Source organism: Streptomyces marinisediminis (assembly GCF_026262575.1).
Lineage (GTDB): Bacteria > Actinomycetota > Actinomycetes > Streptomycetales > Streptomycetaceae > Streptomyces > Streptomyces marinisediminis.
Map to the genome: position 1 here is coordinate 249,488 of NZ_JAPKFL010000001.1, position 22,982 is coordinate 272,469.

The 22,982-nt window shown below is 75.4% G+C and carries 18 protein-coding genes and 1 pseudogene; 16 read left to right on the plus strand and 3 right to left on the minus strand.

Annotation, left to right across the window (positions count from 1 at the left end; genetic code table 11):
• Positions 1 to 184 precede the first annotated feature (184 nt).
• Complete coding sequence (gene rpmB / locus OSB71_RS01110) at positions 185 to 370, minus strand: 50S ribosomal protein L28 (protein WP_028426177.1); 186 nt, start codon at positions 368 to 370, stop codon at positions 185 to 187.
• A 344-nt stretch (positions 371 to 714) separates the two neighbouring features.
• On the opposite strand from rpmB, the gene OSB71_RS01115 reads away from it, so the two are divergent.
• The 10 genes from OSB71_RS01115 to mutM all read left to right on the plus strand — a co-directional run bounded on the left by OSB71_RS01115 (position 715) and on the right by mutM (position 10,896).
• Positions 715 to 2,340, plus strand: coding sequence for a DAK2 domain-containing protein (locus OSB71_RS01115; protein WP_265943118.1), 1,626 nt, complete (start codon positions 715 to 717; stop codon positions 2,338 to 2,340).
• Positions 2,341 to 2,419: 79 nt separating this feature from the next.
• Complete coding sequence (gene recG / locus OSB71_RS01120; protein ID WP_265943120.1) at positions 2,420 to 4,645, plus strand: ATP-dependent DNA helicase RecG; 2,226 nt, start codon at positions 2,420 to 2,422, stop codon at positions 4,643 to 4,645.
• A 273-nt stretch (positions 4,646 to 4,918) separates the two neighbouring features.
• Positions 4,919 to 5,437, plus strand: a complete 519-nt coding sequence (locus OSB71_RS01125) for a hypothetical protein (RefSeq protein WP_265943122.1) — start codon at positions 4,919 to 4,921, stop codon at positions 5,435 to 5,437.
• Positions 5,438 to 5,638: 201 nt separating this feature from the next.
• Positions 5,639 to 6,223 (plus strand): 16S rRNA (guanine(966)-N(2))-methyltransferase RsmD, encoded by a 585-nt coding sequence (rsmD, locus tag OSB71_RS01130; RefSeq protein ID WP_265943124.1) that lies wholly within the window; start codon positions 5,639 to 5,641, stop codon positions 6,221 to 6,223.
• A 26-nt stretch (positions 6,224 to 6,249) separates the two neighbouring features.
• Positions 6,250 to 6,726 carry a pantetheine-phosphate adenylyltransferase gene (coaD, locus tag OSB71_RS01135; RefSeq protein WP_265943352.1) on the plus strand — a complete coding sequence of 159 codons (477 nt, stop codon included), beginning with the start codon at positions 6,250 to 6,252 and terminating at the stop codon, positions 6,724 to 6,726.
• A gap of 53 nt (positions 6,727 to 6,779) precedes the next feature.
• A complete protein-coding gene (locus tag OSB71_RS01140; protein ID WP_265943126.1) occupies positions 6,780 to 8,006 on the plus strand; it encodes a F0F1 ATP synthase subunit B in 1,227 nt (408 codons plus the stop codon).
• A 263-nt stretch (positions 8,007 to 8,269) separates the two neighbouring features.
• Positions 8,270 to 8,872 carry a YceD family protein gene (locus OSB71_RS01145; RefSeq protein WP_265943128.1) on the plus strand — a complete coding sequence of 201 codons (603 nt, stop codon included), beginning with the start codon at positions 8,270 to 8,272 and terminating at the stop codon, positions 8,870 to 8,872.
• Between the two features lie 2 nt (positions 8,873 to 8,874).
• Complete coding sequence (gene rpmF / locus OSB71_RS01150; protein ID WP_023527756.1) at positions 8,875 to 9,048, plus strand: 50S ribosomal protein L32; 174 nt, start codon at positions 8,875 to 8,877, stop codon at positions 9,046 to 9,048.
• A 19-nt stretch (positions 9,049 to 9,067) separates the two neighbouring features.
• A complete protein-coding gene (gene rnc / locus OSB71_RS01155) occupies positions 9,068 to 9,898 on the plus strand; it encodes a ribonuclease III (protein WP_265943134.1) in 831 nt (276 codons plus the stop codon).
• Positions 9,899 to 10,023: 125 nt separating this feature from the next.
• Entirely contained in the window at positions 10,024 to 10,896 is an 873-nt protein-coding gene (mutM, locus tag OSB71_RS01160; protein ID WP_265943136.1) for a bifunctional DNA-formamidopyrimidine glycosylase/DNA-(apurinic or apyrimidinic site) lyase, read from the plus strand.
• A gap of 100 nt (positions 10,897 to 10,996) precedes the next feature.
• Here the strand turns inward: mutM and OSB71_RS01165 are convergent, their stop codons facing one another.
• Positions 10,997 to 11,959, minus strand: coding sequence for a CAP domain-containing protein (locus tag OSB71_RS01165; RefSeq protein WP_265943138.1), 963 nt, complete (start codon positions 11,957 to 11,959; stop codon positions 10,997 to 10,999).
• A gap of 306 nt (positions 11,960 to 12,265) precedes the next feature.
• Here OSB71_RS01165 and OSB71_RS01170 point away from each other — a divergent pair.
• The 5 genes and pseudogenes from OSB71_RS01170 to ftsY form a co-directional block, all read left to right on the plus strand.
• Positions 12,266 to 12,541 (plus strand): annotated as a pseudogene (locus OSB71_RS01170) (acylphosphatase); the annotation flags it as partial.
• A gap of 329 nt (positions 12,542 to 12,870) precedes the next feature.
• Positions 12,871 to 13,077 carry a hypothetical protein gene (locus OSB71_RS01175; RefSeq protein ID WP_265943140.1) on the plus strand — a complete coding sequence of 69 codons (207 nt, stop codon included), beginning with the start codon at positions 12,871 to 12,873 and terminating at the stop codon, positions 13,075 to 13,077.
• Positions 13,078 to 13,336: 259 nt separating this feature from the next.
• Positions 13,337 to 16,906 carry a chromosome segregation protein SMC gene (gene smc / locus OSB71_RS01180; RefSeq protein WP_265943142.1) on the plus strand — a complete coding sequence of 1,190 codons (3,570 nt, stop codon included), beginning with the start codon at positions 13,337 to 13,339 and terminating at the stop codon, positions 16,904 to 16,906.
• Between the two features lie 294 nt (positions 16,907 to 17,200).
• Positions 17,201 to 18,622: a sugar porter family MFS transporter gene (locus OSB71_RS01185; protein WP_265943144.1), complete on the plus strand. Its 1,422-nt coding sequence runs from the start codon at positions 17,201 to 17,203 to the stop codon at positions 18,620 to 18,622.
• Positions 18,623 to 18,739: 117 nt separating this feature from the next.
• Positions 18,740 to 19,948, plus strand: coding sequence for a signal recognition particle-docking protein FtsY (ftsY, locus tag OSB71_RS01190; RefSeq protein ID WP_265943146.1), 1,209 nt, complete (start codon positions 18,740 to 18,742; stop codon positions 19,946 to 19,948).
• Between the two features lie 94 nt (positions 19,949 to 20,042).
• Here ftsY and OSB71_RS01195 read toward each other — a convergent pair whose 3' ends face one another.
• On the minus strand, positions 20,043 to 20,726 hold the full coding sequence (locus OSB71_RS01195; protein WP_265943148.1) for a bifunctional DNA primase/polymerase: 684 nt from the start codon (positions 20,724 to 20,726) through the stop codon (positions 20,043 to 20,045).
• Positions 20,727 to 21,042: 316 nt separating this feature from the next.
• On the opposite strand from OSB71_RS01195, the gene nsdA reads away from it, so the two are divergent.
• Complete coding sequence (gene nsdA / locus OSB71_RS01200) at positions 21,043 to 22,545, plus strand: transcriptional repressor NsdA (protein ID WP_265943150.1); 1,503 nt, start codon at positions 21,043 to 21,045, stop codon at positions 22,543 to 22,545.
• The last annotated feature ends 437 nt before the right edge of the window (positions 22,546 to 22,982 follow it).

The following is a 22,982-nucleotide window of genomic DNA, read 5'->3' on the forward strand; positions in this document are numbered from 1 at the left end:
ATCGGCCGACCCCGGCCCTATCGGCCGGTCCCCGGACCGCCGTTCCACCGGCGGCGGCCCGGGGACCGCCCGCGTGCGAGCATGCGAACGAGCCCCATGGCCCGAGGGCCACGGGGCTCGGCGGACAAGCCGGGACCGGCCTGCGCGGTGAACGCCTGCTGGGGTCTGCTGACGCCCGGCGGGGTCAGCGCGAGACCTTGCCGGCCTTGATGCACGAGGTGCAGACGTTGAGCCGCTTCGGCGTCCGACCGACCACGGCACGCACGCGCTGGATGTTGGGGTTCCAGCGACGCGGGGTGCGGCGGTGCGAGTGGGAGATGCTGTTGCCGAAGCCCGGCCCCTTGCCGCAGACGTCGCAGTTGGCAGCCACGGGACACTCCAAAGACTTCAGATTCACGTACGGTGGGTCCTGGCCGCGCGGCTCGCGTGGAGTTCGTGTGCCAGGGAGTCGGCGCCCGACTCGAACGTCAGGCAACCGGAGCAGCATACAACGGCTGCCGGTCCACCCCGAAATCAGGGCCGCCCGCCCCGCCGCCCGGCCCCCGCGCCCGGTACGTCCTGGCCCGCCCCCGGCCCGGCCTGCCGCTACCCTGCGGGGATCGCCACAGCTTCACCACCGGCTCGCCGCACGCCGAGCGCCGCCGCACGGCCGCCGAGCGCCGCTGGACGCCGCCGAACGCCGCCGAACGCCGCTGAACAGGAGGTGCGCCGCCCGTGCCGCACACGCTCGACGCCGCCGCGGTCCGCGCCTGGTGCGCCGGGGCGCTCGACGCCCTGGGCGGCGCCCGGGAGACGATCGACGCCATCAACGTCTACCCGGTCGCGGACGCCGACACGGGCACCAACCTCTACCTCACCGTCGAGTCCGCAGCGCAGGCCGTGGAGGCGGCCTGCGCGGGTGAGCCCACGCTGCGCGAGGCCGTCGGCGCGATGGCGCACGGCGCCCTGCTGGGCGCCCGGGGCAACTCCGGCACCATCCTCGCCCAACTGCTGCGCGGGGTGGCCCAGGAGCTCGGCGCGGGCGGCGGCCTGCGGGACGCGCTCGCCGGCGCGGCCCGCCTGGCCCGGCAGGCGGTGGCCCACCCGGTGGAGGGCACCATCCTGACCGTCGCCGAGGCCGCCGCCGAGGCCGCCGCGCGCGCCGAGGGCGACGACGCGGCCGTGGCCCGCGCGGCCTGCGCGGGGGCCCGCGCGGCCCTGGCGCGCACCCCCGGTCAGCTCCCGCAGCTCGCCCGGCGCGGCGTGGTGGACGCCGGCGGCTACGGTCTGGTGACCGTCCTCGACGCGCTGCTGGCCGCCCTCACCGGGGAACGCCCGCCGCGTCCGCCCGCCGCCCCGGCCGGGATACCGGCGCCCGCCGTGGGCCCGCCGGAGGGGGACGCCGACCCGGCGGCGGCCCGCCCGCCCGCCGACCCCTGCGCGCCGCACCCCGCGCCCCCGACGGGCCCCGCGTACGAGGTCATCTACCTGCTGGACGCGCCCGGGCCCGCCGTGGACCGCCTCCGGGCGCGGCTGGCGGCCCTGGGCGACTCCCTCGTCGTCGTCGGCGGGGACGGGCTGTGGCACGTGCACGTGCACGTCGACGACGCGGGCGCCGCCGTCGAGGCGGGCATCGAGGCCGGACGCCCGCACCGGGTGCGCGTCACCCACCTCGCGCCGCCGCGGCCCGCCGCCGAGCGCACCGGGCGCGCCGTGGTGGCCGTCGTGCCCGGCGAGGGACTGGCCCGGCTCTGCGCGTCGGCCGGGGCCACCCCGGTCACCGTCCACCCGGAGGAGCCGCCGGGCAGCGGCGAGCTGCTCGCGGCGGTGCGCCGGGCGCACGCGCGGGAGGTCGTGCTCCTGCTCGGCGGCCCCGAGCTCCGGCACGCCGCCGCGGCCGCCGCCGAACAGGCCCGGGCCGAGGACGTGCGGGTGGCGATCATCCCGGCCCGCTCGCCGGTGCAGTCGCTGGCGGCGCTGGCGGTGCACGACGCCGAGCGCCGCTTCGACGAGGACGTGGTCGCCATGACCTCGGCCGCCGGGGCCACCCGGTACGCGGAGGTGACGGTCGCCGAGCGGCGCTCGTGGACGACCCAGGGCGTCTGCCAGGCCGGGGACGTGCTCGGGCTCATCGACGGCGACGTCGCGCTCATCGACGACGACCTCACCGCCGCCGCGGTCGCGGTGGTCGACCGCATGCTGGCCGCCGGCGGGGAGCTGGTCACCCTCGTCGTCGGGACGGGCGCGCCGGACGGGCTCGCCGAACGGCTCCGGGAGCGGGTGCGCGGCGCCCACCTGGGCGTGGACACCCTCGTCTACACCGGGCGGCAGCCCTCGCCCCTGCTGATCGGCGTGGAGTAGGCCGCCGGAGCGCGGGAGGGACCGCGCGGTGCGTCCCGCGCTCCCGCTGTCACCGCCGTGCGGCAGGATGGGCACCGCGATGGAGACCGTGTCGGCTCTGGCCGAGCCACTGAAGAAGACGGTCGGCGGCACCACGGCGAAGGTGCTGGCCGACCACCTCGACCTGCACACCGTCGGGGACCTGCTGCACCACTACCCGCGCCGCTACGCCGAGCGCGGGGAGCTGACGCGGCTGGCGGAACTGCCGCTGGACGAGCACGTCACCGTCGTCGCGCAGGTCGCCGACGCCCGGATGCTCACCTTCAACCGCGGCCGGGGCCAGCGCCTGGAGGTCACGCTGACCGACGGCAGCGGCCGGCTGCAACTGGTCTTCTTCGGCCGCGGCGCCTACGCGCACGAGAAGAAGCTGCTGCCCGGCCGGCGCGGGATGTTCGCCGGCAAGGTCTCGGTCTTCAACCGCAGGCTCCAGCTCGCCCACCCCGACTACAAGCTGCTCGACGAGGACAGCGGCCAGGAGGAGGTGCGCGAGTTCGCCGGTGCGCTGCTCCCGCTCTACCCGGCCGTCAAGCAGCTCAACTCCTGGAAGATCGAGCAGGCGGTGGCCACCGTCCTCACCTCCATGGAGGCGATCGGCTGGGCGGGTCTGGCCGACCCGCTGCCCGTCCCGCTGCGCGAGGGGCGCGGGCTGCTCCCGCTGGGCGAGGCGCTGCGCGCGGTGCACCGACCGGTGTCCTGGGCCGAGGTGCACGCCGCCCGGGCCCGGCTCAAGTGGGACGAGGCGTTCGTCCTCCAGCTCGCGCTGGCGCGCCGCCGCGCGAACGAGGCGCGGCTGCCGGCCGTGCCGCGCACCCCGTCCGACGACGGCATCCTCGCCGCCTTCGACGCCCGGCTGCCGTTCACGCTCACCGAGGGCCAGCGCCGGGTCAGCGGCGAGATCTTCGCCGACCTGGCCACCGCCCACCCCATGCACCGGCTGCTCCAGGGCGAGGTGGGCTCGGGCAAGACGATGGTCGCGCTGCGGGCCATGCTCGCGGTCGTGGACGCCGGCGGGCAGGCCGCGCTCCTCGCGCCCACCGAGGTGCTCGCCCAGCAGCACCACCGCTCCGTCGTGGAGATGATGGGCGAACTGGCCGAGGGCGGCATGCTCGGCGGCGCGGACCACGGCACCAAGGTGGTGCTGCTGACCGGCTCCATGGGGGCCACCGCCCGCCGCCAGGCGCTGCTGGACCTGGCCACCGGCGAGGCCGGCCTCGTCATCGGCACGCACGCGCTCATCGAGGACAAGGTGCGCTTCCACGACCTGGGGCTGGTCGTCGTGGACGAACAGCACCGCTTCGGCGTCGAGCAGCGCGACGCCCTGCGCGCCAAGGGCAGGCAGCCCCCGCACCTGCTGGTCATGACGGCGACGCCGATCCCGCGCACCGTGGCCATGACCGTCTTCGGCGACCTGGAGACGTCGGTGCTCGACCAGCTCCCGGCCGGCCGGTCGCCCATCGCCAGCCACGTGGTCCCGGCGGCGGACAAGCCGCACTTCCTCGCCCGCGCCTGGGAGCGGGTGCGCGAGGAGGTGGCGGGCGGCCACCAGGCGTACGTGGTGTGCCCGCGCATCGGGGACGACGAGCCCGCCACCGCGGGGGACGCCGGGGCGGCACGGGACGCCGGGGACGAGGGCGCGGACGGCGCGGAGCGGCGGCCCCCGCTGGCCGTGCTCGACGTCGCCGCCGAGCTGGCCGCCGGGCCGCTGGCCGGGCTGCGGGTGGAGGTGCTGCACGGCCGGCTGGCGCCGGACGCGAAGGACGACGTCATGCGCCGCTTCGCCGCCGGGGAGGTGGACGTCCTGGTCGCCACCACCGTGATCGAGGTCGGCGTCAACGTGCCCAACGCCACGGCCATGGTGATCATGGACGCCGACCGGTTCGGCGTCTCCCAGCTCCACCAGCTACGCGGCCGGGTGGGCCGCGGGTCGGCGCCCGGGCTGTGCCTGCTGGTCACCGAGGCGCCCGAGGGCGGCCCCGCGCGCGCCCGGCTGGACGCGGTGGCCGCCACGCAGGACGGCTTCGAGCTGTCCCGCATCGACCTCGAACAGCGCCGTGAGGGCGACGTGCTGGGCCAGGCCCAGTCCGGGGCCCGCACCAGCCTGCGGATGCTGGCCGTCATCGAGGACGAGGACGTGATCGCCGAGGCCCGCGCCGAGGCCACCGCCGTCGTCACCGACGACCCGGCGCTGGAGCGCCACCCGGAGCTGCGCACCGCGCTGGACGCCCTGCTCGACGCGGAGCGCGAGAGCTATCTCGACAAGGGCTGAGGCCCCGCCCCCAGCTTCGGCCCCCGCCCCGGCATTCGCCCCGCCCTCGTCCCCCGTCCCGTTCGGCGGGGCCGTTCCGCCCGTTCCGCCCGTGCCCGGCCCCGGCCCGCCGCGGCCACCCGTCGCCCCGGCAGCGGCCGTCCAACGCCCGTCCCGGTTCGGCCGACGCCCCGGCCGGTGCCCGGTCGACTGTCAGTGGTGGCTGGGAGAATAGGGCCAGTCCGAGCCGATCCGTGAGGGATCGGCGGGACCCGGACGATTTGGGGGCTCTTCATGGCATTCCGGCACATCAACGAACTCCCGCTGGGGGACAAGGTCTTCCGCATCGAGCTGGCCAGCGACGACGACGCCACCGTGACGCTGGGCCTCACCGGCTGGCACGAGTCCACCCCCGACACCCCGCTCGCCTCCGGGGCGCTCACCCTGCCGCTGGCCGACGTCCCGGCCCTGCGCATCGCCGTCAACCGCGCGCTGCGTGCCCTCGCCCTCGCCGCCGACGTCGCCGAGCCCATCCCGGACCGCGACGTGCTGCGCGAACTCTTCCCCGGGCACGGTGCCCCCTGGGTCCCCGCCCACGAGGAGGACCTGACGCGCCGCTTCCACGCGGGCGAGACCATCGCCCGCATAGCCGCCCGCTTCGGCCGCACCCCCGACTCCGTGCGCACCAAGCTCCGCGAGCTCGGGCACGACCCGCGGCGCCCCGAGCACTGCCCGCCCGACGGCTGCCTGTCGTGGTCCCGCTACGCGTCCCCGGCGCTGGTGGGCGCGGCGAAGGAGGCCGCGGGCGGCTGAGCGGGGCCGGGGCCGGGCCGGCCGAGGGGAGTTTGGCGGCGCGGCTCCCCGGCCCGCCCGGCCCCGGGGCGCGCCCGGAGTCCGGCCGCGGTGACCCGGTCGGCCCAGAGCCCGGCCGGGCCCCGTGCGGGGCCCGGCCTATCGTGGAGACGGCCGGGTGTCCGCCCGCGCCGTCCGCAGCGACGTAAGGACCTCGCGCCCATGACCCGCGTCATCGCCGGAGCCGCAGGCGGCCGGCGGCTCGCCGTGCCACCAGGGCAGGGCACTCGGCCCACCTCCGACCGGGCCAGGGAGGGTCTGTTCTCCAGTTGGGAGTCCCAGCTCGGCGGCTGGGCCGGCCTGCGGGTGCTGGACCTGTACGGCGGCTCGGGCGCCGTCGGCCTGGAAGCGCTCTCCCGGGGCGCCGCGCACGTGCTGCTCGTGGAGTGCGACGCGCGTGCCGCCCGCACGATCCGGCAGAACGTGCGCGAACTGGGCCTGCCGGGAGCGGAGGTGCGCACCGGGCGGGCCGAGCAGGTCGTCGCCGCGGCCCCGGACGCGCCCTACGACGTCGTCTTCCTCGACCCGCCCTACGTCCTCGGCGACGACGCGCTGCGCGAGATCCTGCTCACACTCGGCAGCGGGGGGTGGCTTGCCGAGCGTGCGCTCGTCACCGTGGAGCGGAGCACCCGCGGTGGCGGATTCCGCTGGCCGGAGGGGTTCACGGCGCTGCGGTCCCGCCGTTACGGGGAGGGAACGCTCTGGTACGGTCGCGCCGCTCAGCCAGAAGTCACCGACGCGTCATGACCAGCTCCGAGAGCGAGGAAACGCCAGTGCGCCGCGCCGTCTGTCCGGGGTCCTTCGACCCCATCACCAATGGGCACCTCGACATCATCGCCCGGGCCACCAAGCTCTACGACGTGGTGCACGTGGCCGTGATGATCAACAAGAACAAGCAGGGGATGTTCACCGTCGAGGAACGTATCGAGCTGATCGAGGCGGTCACGGCCGAGTTCGGCAACGTGCAGGTCGAGGCGTACCACGGGCTGCTGGTGGACTTCTGCAAGCAGCGCGACATCCCGGCCATCGTCAAGGGGCTGCGCGCCGTCAGCGACTTCGACTACGAGTTGCAGATGGCGCAGATGAACAACGGCCTCTCCGGCGTCGAGACGCTCTTCGTGCCGACGAACCCCACCTACAGCTTCCTCTCCTCCAGCCTGGTCAAAGAGGTCGCCACCTGGGGCGGCGACGTCTCGCACCTGGTGCCGCCGCAGGTGTCCGCCGCCCTCGGCAGCCGCCGGGCCCGCTGACGGCCGCCCGGTCGACTGTCGCGTCCGGCGTCCCGGGCCGTACAGTCGCCTGCGTGGACGTACAGTCAAGACTCGACGACATCGTCGCGGCGGTCCGCAGCGCCCGCTCCATGCCCATGTCCGCCTCCTGCGTGGTCAACCGGGCCGAACTGCTCGCGCTGCTGGAGGAGTTGCGCGAAGCCCTGCCCGGCTCGCTCGCCGAGGCCCGCGAGCTCCTCGGGGGCCGCGAGCAGATGGTCGCCGAGGCGCAGCAGGAGGCCCGGCGCATCATCGACGCCGCGCACTCCGAGCGCGGCTCCCTGGTCTCCGGCACCGAGGTCGCCCGCCGCTCCCAGCAGGAGGCCGACCGCATCGTGGCCGAGGCGCGGCAGGAGGCGGACCGCATCCGCGCCGAGGCGGACGACTACGTCGACAGCAAGCTGGCCAACTTCGAGGTCGTGCTGAGCAAGACCATCGACTCCGTGGGTCGCGGCAAGGACAAGCTGCTGGGCCGCGCCCCGGACGCCGACGACCACGGTGACGACGGCGGCGCCCCCGAGCGCGTCGCCGACCCGCGCGAGCTGCGCGAGCGGGCGGACGCCTACGTCGAGACCCAGTTCCAGGCGTTCGAGGCGGTGCTGACCAAGACGCTCAGCGCCGTGGGCCGCGGGCGCAGCAAGCTCGGCGGCCACCGGCCGATCGACGAGCTCGGCGCCCACATCGCCGCCCAGGACGAGGCGGGGGCCGAAGGCCACCACCGGGTGCACGTCAGCGACGCCGACTACCTCGCCGGGCTCGCCGATCCGCAGGCGGAGCAGCCCGCACCGCCGCAGCCGCGCACCCCCGCCCAGGCCCCGCCCGAGCCCGCCCCGTACGCACCCGCCGCCGCGTACGAGCAGTCCTACGGCCGGCAGTCCTACGGCCAGGGGCAGGACACCCACGGCCAGGGCGCCCACGGCCGGGACGCCTACGGCCAGGGTCAGGACGCCTACGGTCAGGTCCAGGACGCCTACGGCCGGCAGGAGGCCGGCGGCCCGGGGGAGACCTACGACTACCCCCAGCAGGCCTATCCGCCCCAGCCCGGCTCCTACGCCGACTACCCGCAGCCCTACGCGGACCCGTACGCGGCCGATCCGGCGTACGCCCCCGACGCGGCCTACGCCCAGCACCAGGGGTACCCGCCGCAGCCGTCGCCGTACGAGCAGCAGCCCCAGGCCGCCCCGGCCCTGGACGAGACCAGCCTGTTCGACACCAGCATGATCGACATGGAGCAGCTCCGCCGCTACGAGCAGGGCGGCTGAGCCGGCCCGGAGCGACCCGTCGGCCCCGGGCCGCTTTGGAGCCGGTGCCGGACGGCCGCGGACCGGTGCCGACGCCCGCGGAGCGGGCCCGGGCGGCGTCGGCCACCTGCGGCTTCGCCGAATTGGGCGAAGCGGGCCCGGTGAAGTAAGCTGACGTTTCGGTCGCACCGACGCCCGCCTTTCCGGCTGCCCGGAACCACCGCAGCCGTTCGAGACGAAAGCAGGAAGCCCTGAACGCCCCCCTCGACCCCCGCGCCCCGCTCGTGTTCGACACACGCGAGCTGGGTCGGCGTCCGGGTGCCATGAAGCGGCTCTCCCGCACCGTGGACGCTCCGAAGGACCTCGGCACCGAGGTCATCGGCGTGCCGGAGGGAGCCCAGGTGGACCTGGACCTCCGCCTGGAGGCGGTCATGGAGGGCGTGCTCGTCACGGGGAGCGCGCGTGCGCCGCTGACGGGGGAGTGCGTAAGGTGTCTGGAGCCGCTGGAGCAGGAATGCGAGGCGGACTTCCAGGAGCTGTTCTCCTACCCCGACGCCGACGACCGGAGCCGTTTCACGGACACCGGTGACGACGCCGAGGACGAGGACGACACGCTCAACCTCGAGGGCGACCTGTTCGACCTCGAACCGGTGCTGCGGGACGCGGTGGTGCTCTCACTGCCCATGCAGCCCGTGTGCCAGGAGGACTGCCCGGGGCTCTGCCCCCGGTGCGGCGCCCGGCTCGCGGACGATCCCGACCACCAGCACGACGAGGCCGTCGACATCCGGTGGGCGGCCCTGGAGGGACTCGCCGAGGACATCCGCCACGGCGAGAAGGACAACGTGGACGGCACCGCACCCGGTGCCGACGAGAAGCAGGAGAAGTAGCCGTGGCCGTTCCCAAGCGGAAGATGTCGCGCAGCAACACGCGCCACCGCCGGTCGCAGTGGAAGGCTGCGGTCCCCACCCTGGTCAAGTGCGAGCGCTGCCAGGAGCCGAAGCAGCAGCACATCGCGTGCCCGAGCTGCGGCACCTACAACAAGCGTCAGGTCCTCGAGGTCTGATCGGCGGGTGACAGGCTCCATGTCAGACGCCAGCAAGCCCACGGGGGCAACGGCGGGTCTGGTGGATGCGGCCTCGTCCCACACGCTTCTGGAAGGGCGGCTCGGGTACCAGCTTGAGTCCGCCCTTCTGACGCGTGCGCTGACGCACCGCAGCTTCGCGTACGAGAACGGCGGGCTGCCGACGAACGAGCGTTTGGAGTTCCTCGGCGACTCGGTCCTGGGCCTCGTGGTGACGGACACGCTCTACCGCTCGCACCCGGAGCTGCCCGAGGGCCAGCTCGCCAAGTTGCGGGCGGCGGTCGTCAACTCCCGGGCGCTGGCCGAGGTCGCACGCGGTCTGGAACTGGGCTCGTTCGTCCGCCTCGGGCGGGGCGAGGAGGGCACCGGCGGCCGGAACAAGGCGTCGATCCTGGCCGACACCCTGGAGGCGGTCATCGGCGCCGTCTACCTCGACCAGGGACTGACGGCGGCGGAGAAGCTGGTGCACCGGCTCTTCGACCCGCTGATCGAGAAGTCGGCGGGGCTGGGCGCGGGCCTGGACTGGAAGACCAGCCTCCAGGAACTGACCGCCGCCGAGGGGTTGGGCGTGCCCGAGTACGTGGTGACCGAGACCGGCCCGGACCACGAGAAGACCTTCACGGCTGCTGCCCGCGTCGGTGGTGTCGCGTACGGCACCGGCACCGGCCGCAGCAAGAAGGAAGCCGAACAGCAGGCCGCCGAGACGGCCTGGCGCGAGATCCGCGCGGCGGCGGACGCGGGGGGCGACTCCGCCCCTCCCACCGCCGGAACCGAGGCGGCGGGCGAGGCCGAGGCCGCCCCGGTGCGCGAGAGCGCGGACCGCAGCGTGTAGCACCCGGTGCGGGCGGGCGGGGCAGGGCGGCGCGCCCTGCCCCGCCCGCCCGCTCGGTGGGCGGTCCGCCGTCCACCGGGGTGCGCGGCGCGCCGGAAGCGAGCGGGAAACGGGAGGGGCGGGGCGTGCCCGAGTTGCCTGAGGTCGAGGTCGTCCGGCGCGGGCTGGACCGGTGGGTCAGCGGGCGGACGGTCGAGCTGGTCACCGTGTTGCACCCGCGGGCGGTGCGCCGGCACGCGGCCGGGGCGGCCGACTTCGCCGCCCGGCTCGCCGGGCACCGCGTCGGCCCCGTGCAGCGGCGCGGGAAGTACCTGTGGCTGCCCCTGGCCGCCGAGGACGGCGAGCCCTCCGGGTCCGCGGTGCTCGCGCACCTGGGGATGAGCGGCCAGCTCCTGGTCCAGCCCGTCGGCGCGCCGGACGAGCGGCATCTGCGGGTGCGCGTCGCGTTCGCCGACGCGGGCGAGGGTGAGCTGCGCTTCGTCGACCAGCGCACGTTCGGCGGGCTGTCGGTCCACCCGGTCACCGCCGAGGGCCTGCCCGACGTCATCGCGCACATCGCCCGCGACCCGCTGGACCCGGCGTTCGACGACGACGCCTTCCACACCGCGCTGCGCGCCCGGCGCACCACGCTCAAGCGCGCCCTGCTGGACCAGTCGCTCATCAGCGGTGTCGGCAACATCTACGCGGACGAGGCGCTGTGGCGCGCCCGGTTGCACTACGACCGGCCGACCGCCACCCTCACCCGGCCGCGCACCCGCGAGCTGCTGGAGCACGTGCGCGCGGTGATGACGGCGGCGCTGGCGGTCGGCGGGACGAGCTTCGACAGCCTCTACGTCAACGTGAACGGCGAATCCGGTTACTTCGACCGCTCGCTGGACGCCTACGGACGCGAGGAGGAGCCCTGCCGGCGCTGCGGCACCCCGCTGCGCCGCCGCGCCTGGATGAACCGCTCCAGTTACTTCTGCCCGCGCTGCCAGCGCCCGCCCCGCCCCCGCTGACCGGCCGCCCACCGGGCGGTGCGCCGAGTGGGGCGCGGTTCACCTCGTGGGCCCGTCGGCCGGGCCCCGTCAGCGGCGCGGGGTGTGAGCGGCGGTCGGATCAGTAGCCGAAGGCCTGGGTCCACCAGGGGCCGCCGTCGCCGTTGTGCACACCGACGCCCAGGGTAGTGAAGTCGCAGTTCACGATGTTCGCCCGGTGACCGGGGCTGTTCATCCACGCCTCCATGACGGCCTCCGGGGTGGCCTGCCCGCGGGCGATGTTCTCGCCGCCCATGTGCCGCACGCCCGCCTCCGCGGCCCGGTCGAAGGGGCTGCGGCCCTCCGGGTCGGTGTGGGAGAAGTAGCCGCGCTCGGCCATGTCCCGGCTGTGGTCGCCGGCGAGCCCGGCCAGGGCGGCGTCCGCGCGGAGCGGTTGGCACCCGGCCCGGGCCCGCTCCTGGTTGACCAGGGTGAGGACGCGGGCCTCGGTCGCCGAGTGCGCGCCGTCGTCCCCCGGAGGGGTGGGAGCGGGATTGTCGGGGGTCGGCTCGGGGGCGGGTCGGACGGGCGTCGGGGCCGCCGGCGGGGTGCTCGCGGGGGGCGCGGAGCTCTCCGGCCGCTCGCCGCCGTTCCCGCCGCCGGTGCCGGAGGCCGCGTCCTCCTCCGGCGCGCCGCCCCGGTCGGCCGGGTCCGCGGAGGCCCGTGCGGCGTCCTCGCCGGTGGGTTTCCTCGACGGGGAGGGCGTCGCCCCGGGTTCGGCGCGCTGTTCGTCGCGGCTGGCCGCGCGCTCCTCGCGGTCCTGCGCGGCGTCGGACCGGGTGCTCGGGGCGGGGAAGCTGGGCGTGGCGTCGGCCCGCACCGTCGAGGCGGGGTCGTCCGTGCCGCCGAGTGAGCCGGGGCCGGGGACGAGCCCGCTGGTGACGGCCACCGTGCCGACGGCCGCGGCCGCCGATATGCCCAGCAGTCCCGTCCGCACCGGCACGCGGCGGCGCCCGCGGTGGGAGGCCCGGGAGTCCTCGGTGGCGGAGTGCAGCGCGGGGTCGTGCACGACGGGAGCGCGGTGTGCGCGTCGGTGGCGGCCCATCTCTCGCTGTCCTCACGTGGTCGACGACATCGTGCCTCACCCGTTCGAGTGAGGCTTGTTCGGGGGGAATCTACGCCATGGCGTGCGGAGCGGAAGTGCGGCGGCGGGAAATCCCCGGATAGCGTGCGTCACATGAGCACAGCGGGAAACGACGCGCCGGGCGGCCCACGGGAGGCCGGGGACGCGGCGGCGAGCCCGACGACGGGCACGGCGGGGGACGCGGCGGCGCCCCCGGCCGGGACGGCCACGGGCCCGGCCGGGGGAACGGCGGCGGGCGCGGCGGCGGAGGCGGGGAGCGCGGGGCGGGACGATGCGCGGATGACGGCGTGGGTGCGCGGCCGGGTGCAGGGCGTGGGCTTCCGCTGGTACACCCGGGCGAACGCGCTGCGCATCGGCGGCCTGACCGGCTTCGCCACCAACCTGGGGGACGGCCGCGTGCAGGTGCTCGCCGAGGGGCCGCGCGAGCGGTGCGCCGCGCTGCTGGACTGGCTGCGCGGCGACGACACGCCGGGCGAGGTGACAGGGGTCACGGAAATCTGGGACACCCCGCGCGGCGGCTACCCCGACTTCGAGATCCGCTGACCACGGGACGGGTCGGCGGTATCGCGGCAACTGGTTGCCAAACGGCGGCTGACATGCAAGGCTGCGCTGCGAGTGATCCACTGTGGTCCGCGCACCCGCGGGGCCCCGCTCCGGCGCACACACCGCCGTCCGAGCCGGGCCGTCCGCCCACACTGCGTGTGATCGTGTTGACCGTCGTCACTTTTGGTGAGACGCTTGAAGCCCCGCGCACCTTGGCAGTTCGGCCGTGCGAAACCGTACGCAGAGCAGGCGTTCGCGGGTGTCCAGAACACATCACTCACGACCCACCACCGCTGCGGTCGGTCACTCAGTGTGGAGGACCATCCATCATGGCAAAGGCGCTTCTCGGTTACGTCGGCGGCTCCGACCCCCGAGTCCTCGCCGAGATGCGACGGCTTCAGCAGCGCGTTCAGGACCTGGAGTCCGAGCTCATCCGGATGCAGGCCGAGAACGACGCGCTGACCGCCGCCCGTCATCACGGCGACTCGTTGCTCGAGAGCATCGACGTCTCCCACGGCGAGCCGGCTCTCACCTGACCCGGACACCGGGCGGGTGAGCGCGCGTAGCTCACCGAGTGCAGAACTGCGAGGGACGCTTCGGCGTCCCTTCGTCATGTGGCCCCCTCGGAGCCGCCGTACCGCCCTCCCCTGACGCCCTTCCGGCCGGAGGCCGCCGCTCGTCCCGCTGCGTGTCACCGAGCGCGGCGCCCGCTCACCGAGCGCGCTCTCGTATACCGAGTGATGTGCCCTGCGCCTTCCGTCGTGAAACCGCGCCGCCCCGGTAAAGTCACCCGCCGTGCACCTCAAGAGCCTCACCCTGCGAGGGTTCAAGTCCTTCGCATCCGCCACCACGCTGCGCTTCGAGCCCGGCATCACGTGCGTGGTCGGCCCGAACGGCTCCGGCAAGTCCAACGTCGTGGACGCGCTGTCGTGGGTGATGGGGGAGCAGGGGGCGAAGTCGCTGCGCGGCGGGAAGATGGAGGACGTCATCTTCGCCGGCACGGCGGGCCCCCACGGGCGCCCCGCCCTCGGCCGCGCCGAGGTCTCGCTCACCATCGACAACGCCGACGGCGCGCTGCCCATCGAGTACGCCGAGGTCACCATCACGCGGATCATGTTCCGCAACGGCGGCAGCGAGTACCAGATCAACGGGGACACCTGCCGGCTGCTGGACATCCAGGAGCTGCTGTCGGACTCCGGCATCGGCCGCGAGATGCACGTCATCGTCGGGCAGGGCCAGCTCGACGGCGTCCTGCACGCCGACCCCACCGGCCGCCGGGCCTTCATCGAGGAGGCCGCCGGGGTGCTCAAGCACCGCAAGCGCAAGGAGAAGGCGCTGCGGAAGCTGGACGCGATGCAGGCCAACCTCGCCCGTGTGCAGGACCTCACCGACGAGCTACGCCGCCAGCTCAAACCGCTGGGCCGGCAGGCCGCCGCGGCGCGCCGGGCCGCCGTCATCCAGGCCGACCTGCGCGACGCCCGGCTGCGGCTGCTCGCCGACGACCTGGTGGCGTTGGAGAGCGCGCTGCGGGCCGAGATCGCCGACGAGGCGGCGCTCAAGGAGCGCAAGGACGCCGCCGAGGCGGCGCTGGCCGAGGCACAGCGCCACGAGCACGCCCTCGAAGAGCAGGTGCGGCGCCTGACGCCGCGGCTGACGCGGGCCCAGCAGACCTGGTACGAGCTGTCCCAGCTGGCCGAGCGGGTGCGCGGCACGATCAGCCTGGCCGACGCCCGGGTCACCAGCGCCCGCGCCGCGCCGCCCGAGGAGCGCCGGGGCCGCGACCCGGAGGAGCTGGAGCGCGAGGCCGACCGCGTCCGGGAGCAGGAGGCCGAGCTCGAAGCCGCGCTGGAGGCCGCGAGCCGCGCCCTGGAGGACACCGCGGACCACCGGGCCGAGCTGGAGCGCCGGCTGGCCGACGAGGAACGCGCCCTCAAGGACGCCGCCCGCGAGATCGCCCAGCGCCGCGAGGAGCTGGCGCGGCTGGGCGGGCAGGCGAGCGCGGCCCGGAGCAAGGCCGCCTCCGCGCAGGCCGAGATCGACCGGCTGAGCGCCGCCCGGGACGACGCCACCGCGCGGGCCGCCGCCGCGCAGGAGGAGTACGAGGCCCTGCGCGCCGAGGTGGGCGGCATGGACGAGGGCGACGCCGAGCTCGCCGCCCGGCACGAGGCGGCCCGCGCCGAACTCGCGGACGCCGAGAGCGCGCTGAACGCCGCCCGGGACGCGCTCTCCGACGCCGAGCGGGAGCGGGCGGCCACCGCCGCCCGCCGGGACGCGCTCGCCCTCGGTCTGCGCCGCAAGGACGGCACCGGCGCGCTCCTGGCGGCCCGCGACCGGCTCACCGGCCTGCTCGGGCCGGCCGCCGAACTCCTGAGCGTCCACCCCGGTTACGAGGTGCCCGTCGCCGCCGCGCTGGGCGCCGCGGCCGACGCGGTCGCCGTCGCCGGGCCCGGCGCCGCGGCCGAGGCGCTGCGGCTGCTGCGCAAGCAGGACGGCGGACGCGCCGTCCTGCTCGTGGGGGGCGCGCCGGACCCCGCCGGGGCCGCCGCGGAGCCGACCGCCCCCGAGCCGGCCGCCGCGGCGCTGGTGCGCGGCCCGCAGGAGCTGCTGCCCGCCGTGCGGCGGCTGCTGCACCGCGTCGTCGTCGTCGACACCCTGGCGGACGCCGAGGACCTGGTGCGCCGGCGGCCGGAGCTGACCGCCGTGACGGCCGAGGGCGACCTGCTCGGCGCGCACGTCGCGCACGGCGGTTCGGCCGGCGCGCCGAGCCTGCTGGAGACGCAGGCCGCGGTGGACGAGGCGGGCGCCGCGCTGGAGCGTCTGGACGCGCGCTGCGCCGAACTCGGCCGGGCCCGGGAGCGGGCGGCGGCGCGGCGGGGGGAGTGCGCGGCCGCGGTGGAGGAGCTGGGCCGGCGGCGCAGCACGGCCGACCGGGAGAAGTCGGCCGTCGCCGCCCGGCTCGGGCGTCTGTCCGGCCAGGCCAGGGGGGCGGCCGAGGAGGCGGAGCGCTGCGAGAGCGCCGTGGCGCGGGCCGAGGAGTCGCTCGTGCGGGCCACCGCGCACGCCGCCGAGCTGTCCGAGCGGCTGGAGGTGGCGCAGGAGGCGGCCGACGGACTGGAGGAGCCCGACACCGCCGTGCGCGACCGGCTCGCCGCCGACGGCGCCAACGCCCGGCAGACGGAGATGGAGGCCCGGCTCCAGGTGCGCACCCACGAGGAGCGGGTGAAGGCGCTCGCCGGGCGGGCCGACGGCCTGGACCGGGCCGCCCGCGCGGAGCGGGAGGCCCGGGCCCGCGCCGAGCGGCGGCGGGCCCGGCTGCGGCACGAGGCCGAGGTCGCCGCCGCGGTGGCCGACGGCGCCCGGCAGGTGCTGGCGCACGTGGAGGTCTCCCTCGGCCGCGCCGAGGAGGAGCGCGCGGAGGCCGAGCGGGCCCGGGCCGAGCGCGACAGCGCGCTGACGGCCGCCCGCGCCCGGGGCCGGGAGCTGTCCGCGGAGCTGGACAAGCTCACCGACTCGGTGCACCGCGGCGAGGTGCTCGGCGCCGAGAAGCGCCTGCGCGTCGAACAGCTCCAGCACCGGGCCCTGGAGGAGCTGGGCGTCGAGCCGGGCGTGCTGGTGGCCGAGTACGGGCCCGACCAGCCGGTGCCGCCGTCCCCGCCCGCCGAGGGCGAGGAGCTGCCACAGGACCCGGAGCACCCGCGCAACCGCCCGGTGCCCTTCGACCGCGCCGAGCAGGAGAAGCGGCTCCGGGCCGCGGAGCGGGCCTACCAGAAGCTGGGCAAGGTCAACCCGCTGGCGCTGGAGGAGTTCGCCGCGCTGGAGGAGCGCCACCAGTTCCTCAGCGAGCAGCTCGACGACCTGAAGAAGACGCGCGCGGATCTGCTCCAGGTGGTCCGCGACGTCGACGAGCGGGTGCGGCAGGTGTTCACCGAGGCGTTCCACGACACCGCCCGCCAGTTCGAGGGCGTCTTCGCGCGGCTCTTCCCCGGCGGCGACGGCCGCCTGGTGCTCACCGACCCGGAGGACATGCTCACCACCGGCGTCGACGTCGAGGCCCGGCCGCCCGGCAAGAAGGTCAAGCGCCTGTCGCTGCTGTCGGGGGGCGAGCGGTCGCTGACCGCCGTCGCCCTGCTCGTGTCGATCTTCAAGGCGCGGCCCAGCCCGTTCTACGTGATGGACGAGGTGGAGGCCGCGCTGGACGACACCAACCTCCAGCGGCTGATCCGGATCATGAAGGAGCTCCAGGAGAGCTCGCAGCTCATCGTCATCACGCACCAGAAGCGCACGATGGAGGTCGCCGACGCGCTCTACGGCGTCTCCATGCAGGGGGACGGCGTCTCGAAGGTGATCAGCCAGCGCCTGGCGTGAGGCCCGCCGACGGCCGCCCGGGGCCCACCGGCGGCTCCCGCGGGGCCCCTTGGCGGCCGCCCGCGGGGACGAGCGCCCGCACGGCCCGCCGCCATACTTAACTATCTGAATCCTTGGGCGGAGGCGGTAGGGAGAGACCCGTTCATCACAGGGTATTGACTTCGACATGTGAATGCATAGTCTCGTGCGAGGTCGCTCTTTCGTTCAGCCGGTGGCGCGCGGTCAGGTAGGCGCCGCCGGGGAGGGCGGCTACCCCCACCCCGGCACCGTCGCCGGGCCCCGCAGGAGACCACCGTGACCCGCACCGAGCAGGAGACACCGGGAGCCACCGGACGGCCCCCGAAGCTCACCTTCGTCATCTTCATCGCCGCGTCCGCCGCCATGGGCGGCTTCCTCTTCGGCTACGACAGCGCCGTCATCAACGGCGCCGTCGAGGGCGTCCGGGGCAGGTTCGCCGTGGGCGACGCCACCCTGGGCGCGGTCATCGCCATCGCGCTGCTCGGCGCCGCACTGGGCGCCATGGTCGCAGGGCGGCTGGCCGACCGGCTCGGGCGGCTGCGCGTCATGCAGCTCGCCGCCCTGTCCTTCGCCCTGAGCGCGATCGGCTCCATGCTGCCGTTCAGCCTGTGGGACCTGGCCGCCTGGCGTGTGCTGGGCGGCTTCGCCATCGGCATGGCGTCCGTCATCGCCCCCGCCTACATCGCCGAGGTGGCCCCGGCCGCGTACCGGGGACGGCTGGCCTCCTTCCAGCAGGCCGCGATCGTGCTGGGCATCGCGACCTCGCAACTGGTGAACTTCGGCCTGCTCACCCTGGCCGACGGCGACCAGCGCGGCGACCTGCTCGGCCTGGAGGCGTGGCAGGTCATGCTGGGCGTGGAGGTGCTGCCCGCCCTCGTCTACGGCCTGCTCGCCCTGCGCATCCCCGAGTCCCCGCGCTACCTGGTGGCCCAGGGGCGCACCGAGGACGCCCAGGCCGTGCTCACCCAGGTCGAGCCCGCCCGCACCGACGTGGCCGCCGAGGTCTCCCGCATCGCCGCCCAGATGCGCCGCGAGCGCAAGCCGAGCCTGAAGGACCTCACCGGCGGCCGGTTCGGGCTGCTGCCCATCGTCTGGGTCGGCATCGGCCTGTCGGTGTTCCAGCAGCTCGTCGGCATCAACGTGATCTTCTACTACAGCTCCTCGCTGTGGCAGTCCGTCGGCATCGACCCGACCGGCTCGTTCTTCTACTCCTTCACCACCTCGATCATCAACATCGTGGGCACCGTGATCGCGATGGTCCTGGTGGACCGCCTCGGCCGCAAGCCGCTCGCGCTCATCGGCTCGGTCGGCATGTCGGTCTCCCTGGCCGTGCTGGCCTGGGCGTTCTCGTTCAAGACGGGCGTGGGCGAGGACGTCACCCTGCCCGACGCGCAGGGCACCGTCGCCCTCCTCGCCGCCCACTCGTTCGTGCTCTTCTTCGCGCTCTCGTGGGGCGTCGTCGTCTGGGTGCTGCTCGGCGAGATGTTCCCCAACCGCATGCGAGCCGCCGCGCTCGGTGTGGCGGCGGGCGCGCAGTGGGTCACCAACTGGCTGATCACCGCCAGCTTCCCGTCGCTGTCCGGCTGGAACCTGTCCGGTTCCTACGTGATCTACACCGTCTTCGCCGTGCTCTCCATCCCGTTCATCCTCAAGTGGGTGCCGGAGACGAAGGGCAAGGCGTTGGAGGAGATGGGCTAACCCGACCCCGCCGCCCCTCTCCGCACCGCCGCCCCGGCTCGCCCCGAGCCGGGGCGGCGCTGTGCCGGGCCGATGGCCGATACTGGTCAGGCCCGCGACTCCGACCCTAGGAAACCCATGGAAATCGTCATCCTCCTCGTCGTCATCGCCGTGGTCGTCCTCGGCGCCATCAGCGGGCTCGTGGTCAGCGGGCGCCGCAAGAAGGAGGTGCCGCCCCCGGAGTCCGGCGCGCCGACGATCACCGCTCCGCCGACCGAGCCCCACGTGGGCGAGGAGGCCGAGGGCACGCCCGAGGCGCCCGGGCGCACCATCGACGAGGTGGGGCTGCCCGGGGTCACCGAGGCCCCGCCGGTCATCGAGGAACCGGCGCCGCCCGCCGTGGAGCTGGAGACGCCCGAGCCCTCCGCCGGCCGCCTCGTGCGGCTCCGGGCCCGGCTCTCCCGCTCCCAGACCACCCTCGGCAAGGGCCTGCTGTCCCTGCTCTCCCGGGACCACCTGGACGAAGACACCTGGGAGGAGATCGAGGACACGCTGCTCACCGCCGACGTCGGCGTCGCCTCGACCCAGGAGCTGGTCGAACGGCTCCGGGAGCGCGTGCGCGTCCTGGGCACCCGCAGCCCCGAGGAGCTGCGCACCCTGCTGCGCGAGGAGCTGCTGACGCTCGTCGGGCCCGACCTGGACCGCACCGTGCACACCGAGACCTCCGGCGCGGCGGACCGGCCCGGCGTCGTGCTCGTCGTCGGCGTCAACGGCACCGGGAAGACGACCACCACCGGCAAGCTCGCCCGGGTCCTCGTCGCCGACGGGAAGTCCGTGGTCCTCGGCGCCGCCGACACCTTCCGCGCCGCCGCCGCCGACCAACTGCAGACCTGGGGCGAGCGGGTCGGTGCGCGCACCGTGCGCGGCCCGGAGGCCGGCGACCCCGCCTCCGTCGCCTTCGACGCCGTCAAGGAGGGCACCGCCGAGGGCGCCGACGTGGTGCTCGTCGACACCGCGGGGCGGCTGCACACCAAGACCGGGCTCATGGACGAGCTGGGCAAGGTCAAGCGCGTCGTCGAGAAGCAGGGCCCGGTGGACGAGGTGCTGCTCGTGCTCGACGCCACCACGGGGCAGAACGGGCTCGTGCAGGCCCGCGTCTTCGCCGAGGTCGTCGACATCACCGGCATCGTGCTGACCAAGCTCGACGGCACGGCCAAGGGCGGCATCGTCGTCTCCGTCCAGCGCGAGCTGGGCGTCCCCGTGAAGCTCATCGGTCTGGGCGAGGGCCCGGACGACCTGGCCCCGTTCGAGCCCGAGGCCTTCGTCGACGCCCTCCTCGGCGACTAGGGCGGCTCCCGGGCGGGGGCCTGCCGGGGCCCGGGGCGCGCCTGCCCGCGGACGGCCCACGCGGGGCGGGGCGCGCGGGGTCCGCCCCGCGTCGTCACACGCGGGGGCGGGCCAGCGCGGCCAGGGTGCCCAGGAGCAGTCGGGCCTGCGGCGGTCGCGCGCCCGCCGCGTCCAGCGTCGGCGGCCGCAGCCACCGCACCGCCCCCAGCCCGCCGAAGTCGGAGGGCGGCGCGGTGATGTGCTCGCCCTGGCCCAGACAGCGCAGGTCCAGCCCGGAGTCGTCCCAGCCCAGCCGGTACAGCAGGCGCGGCAGCTCCGCCGCCGCGCCCGGCGCGACCAGGAACCACGCGCGTCCGTGCGGCGCGACGGCGACCGGGCCGACGGGCAGCCCCATCCGCTCCAGCCGCACCAGCGCCCGGCGGCCGGCCTCCTCGGCCACCTCCAAGACGTCGAACGTGCGCCCCGTGGGCAGCAGCAGCGCCGCGCCGGGAACCCGGCTCCACGCCTCGCTCGCCTCCCGCAGCGTCGCGCCCGCCGGAACCTCCAGCGTGGCGTCCAGCGGATGCGCGCCGGGCGCGGGGCACACCGGCGAGCCGCAGGAGCACTCGGCGCCGCCGGGCCCGCCCAGCGCGCGCGTGCCCGGGACGACCGCCCAGCCCCACAGACCGGTGTACTCGGCCACGGCCGTACCCGCGGCGCTCCTGCCGTGCCGCCGACCGCGGCGCGCGGTCAGCCGCAGTTCCCGGAACTCCCGCATGCCGCCGATCGTGAAGCCCATACCCCCTCCAACGGGTCCGCCGGGCCGATGGTTACGCCGCTCGCAGGCCCGGATACGCAGCGCGGTCACCTGTTCGCGCGCCCCCGCCACGCGTCACCCGACCGGGTGGTGATGTCCGTATGCCAAGTGATAGCGAACGAGGGCGCCGATAGGTTCTGGCGCGGGGGTGGCGAATGGTGGCGATTGTGCGAAGGTCCTCGCCGCGACGGTGATCGCCGGATTACTTTCGGTGCACGCAGTGACCGTGCAGACCACACGGCTGTGAGTATGACGGGGGCATGGCTCGCGGCCGTGTCAGGACATAGGGGGCCAACTCGTGGGCGGCAACGCAAGCAGTGGCGCAACGACCGGAACCACTGACAAGCGGCCGAACGAACGGCTGGGCTCGTGGTTCGCCCGCAGCGGCTGGTCGAAGGGCGAGCTGGCCCGGCAGGTCAACCGCCGGGCCCGCGAGATGGGCGCACACCACGTGAGCACCGACACCTCCCGGGTGCGGCGCTGGCTGGACGGGGAGCAGCCGCGCGAACCGATTCCCCGCATCCTCTCGGAGCTGTTCTCCCAGCGGTTCGGCTGCGTCGTGGCCGTCGAGGAGCTGGGGCTGCGCCAGCCCCGGCAGAGCGCGGGCGCCTCCGGCATCGACCTGCCGTGGGCCGGGCCGCAGACCGCCGAGCTGATCAGCGAGTTCTCCCGCAGCGACCTGATGCTCGGCCGCCGCGGCTACCTCGGCACCTCGCTGGCGATGTCGGCCGGCCCCGCGCTCATCGAGCCCATGCAGCGCTGGCTGGTGCCCGCCCCGGGGGTACCCGCCGAGCCCGGTGGGCCCGCCCAGGGCGGCGCGTCGCGTCCCCTGGCCCTCTCCTCGCCGGAGCTGGCGATGCTGGAGGACACCACGCGCATGTTCCGCGAGTGGGACGCCCAGTGCGGGGGCGGCCTGCGGCGCAAGGCCGTCGTCGGGCAGCTCCACGAGGTCACCGATCTGCTCCAGGAGGCGCGCGACGCCGAGATGCGCCGCCGCCTGTTCTCCGTCACCGCCCAGCTCGCGGAGCTGGCCGGGTGGATGAGCTACGACGTCGGCATCCAGCCCACCGCGCAGAAGTACTTCGTCCTCGCCCTGCACGCGGCCAAGGAGGCCGGGGACCGCCCGTTCGGCTCGTACGTGCTGTCCAACATGGCCCGTCAGATGATCCACCTCGGCCGCCCCGACGACGCGCTGGAACTGCTCCACCTCGCCCAGTACGGCAGCCGGGACGGCGCGACGCCCCGCACCCAGGCGATGCTCTACGCGATGGAGGCCCGCGCGTACGCCAACCTGGGCCAGCCCAAGCAGTGCCACCGCGCGGTGAAGCTGGCCGACGAGACCTACGCCGAGACCGACCCGGCGCACGACGGGGACCCGCACTGGATCACCTTCTTCTCCGAGGCCGAGCTGAACGCCGAGAACGCCCACTCCTACCGGGACCTGGCCTACGTCGCCGGGCGCAGCCACACCTACGCCAGTCTCGCCCAGGAGCCGATGGAGAAGGCGGTGCGGCTGTTCGCCCAGGAGTGCGCGGGGGAGCAGGGCCACCACCGCAGCTACGCGCTGAACCTGGTGGGGCTGGCCACCGTCCACCTGCTCCAGAAGGAGCCCGAGCAGTGCGCGGTCCGGGCCGAGGAGGCGATCGCGGTGGCCCAGCGGCTGCGCTCGGAGCGGGTCAACACCCGCATCCGCAAGACGGTGGCCAACGCCCGCCGCGAGTACGGGGACGTGGCCCGGGTCGTCGCCCTGGCCGAGCGGCTGCCGGGCGAGCTGCCCGCCGCGGAGGCCACGGCGGTGTGAGGCCACGGCGTGGTGTGTGGCCACGGCCCGGTGCGCGGTCGCCGGGACGCGGCGGGGCGGGTGGAGGTGTGGACCCGCCCCGCGGTGTGTGGTGGGCGGGTGCGAGTCCACCGCGGCGTGTGGTGGGCGGGCTTGATCCCGCCGCGGTGTGCGGCCGACGGGCGTGGGTCCACCGCGGCGTCGGCCGCCGGGGCGGGCCGCCCGTCCGGTGGGCCCGCCGGGGCGGGGGGCCGCGGTGGGCGACGGCCGATCACGCGGCGGCGGTCCACCGACGAACGGGGCGCCGGTGCGGACGCCGCCGTCCCCGGCGAGCGGCGCCCGCGGTCCGGGCCGCCCGGAGCGGCGTTCATCCGCGCGTAACACGCCCGGCCCACCCGTCACGGCGCCGAAACGGCGCGCGGCGCCACCGGAAACGGGGCTTGAGCAGTCTGGGGCCT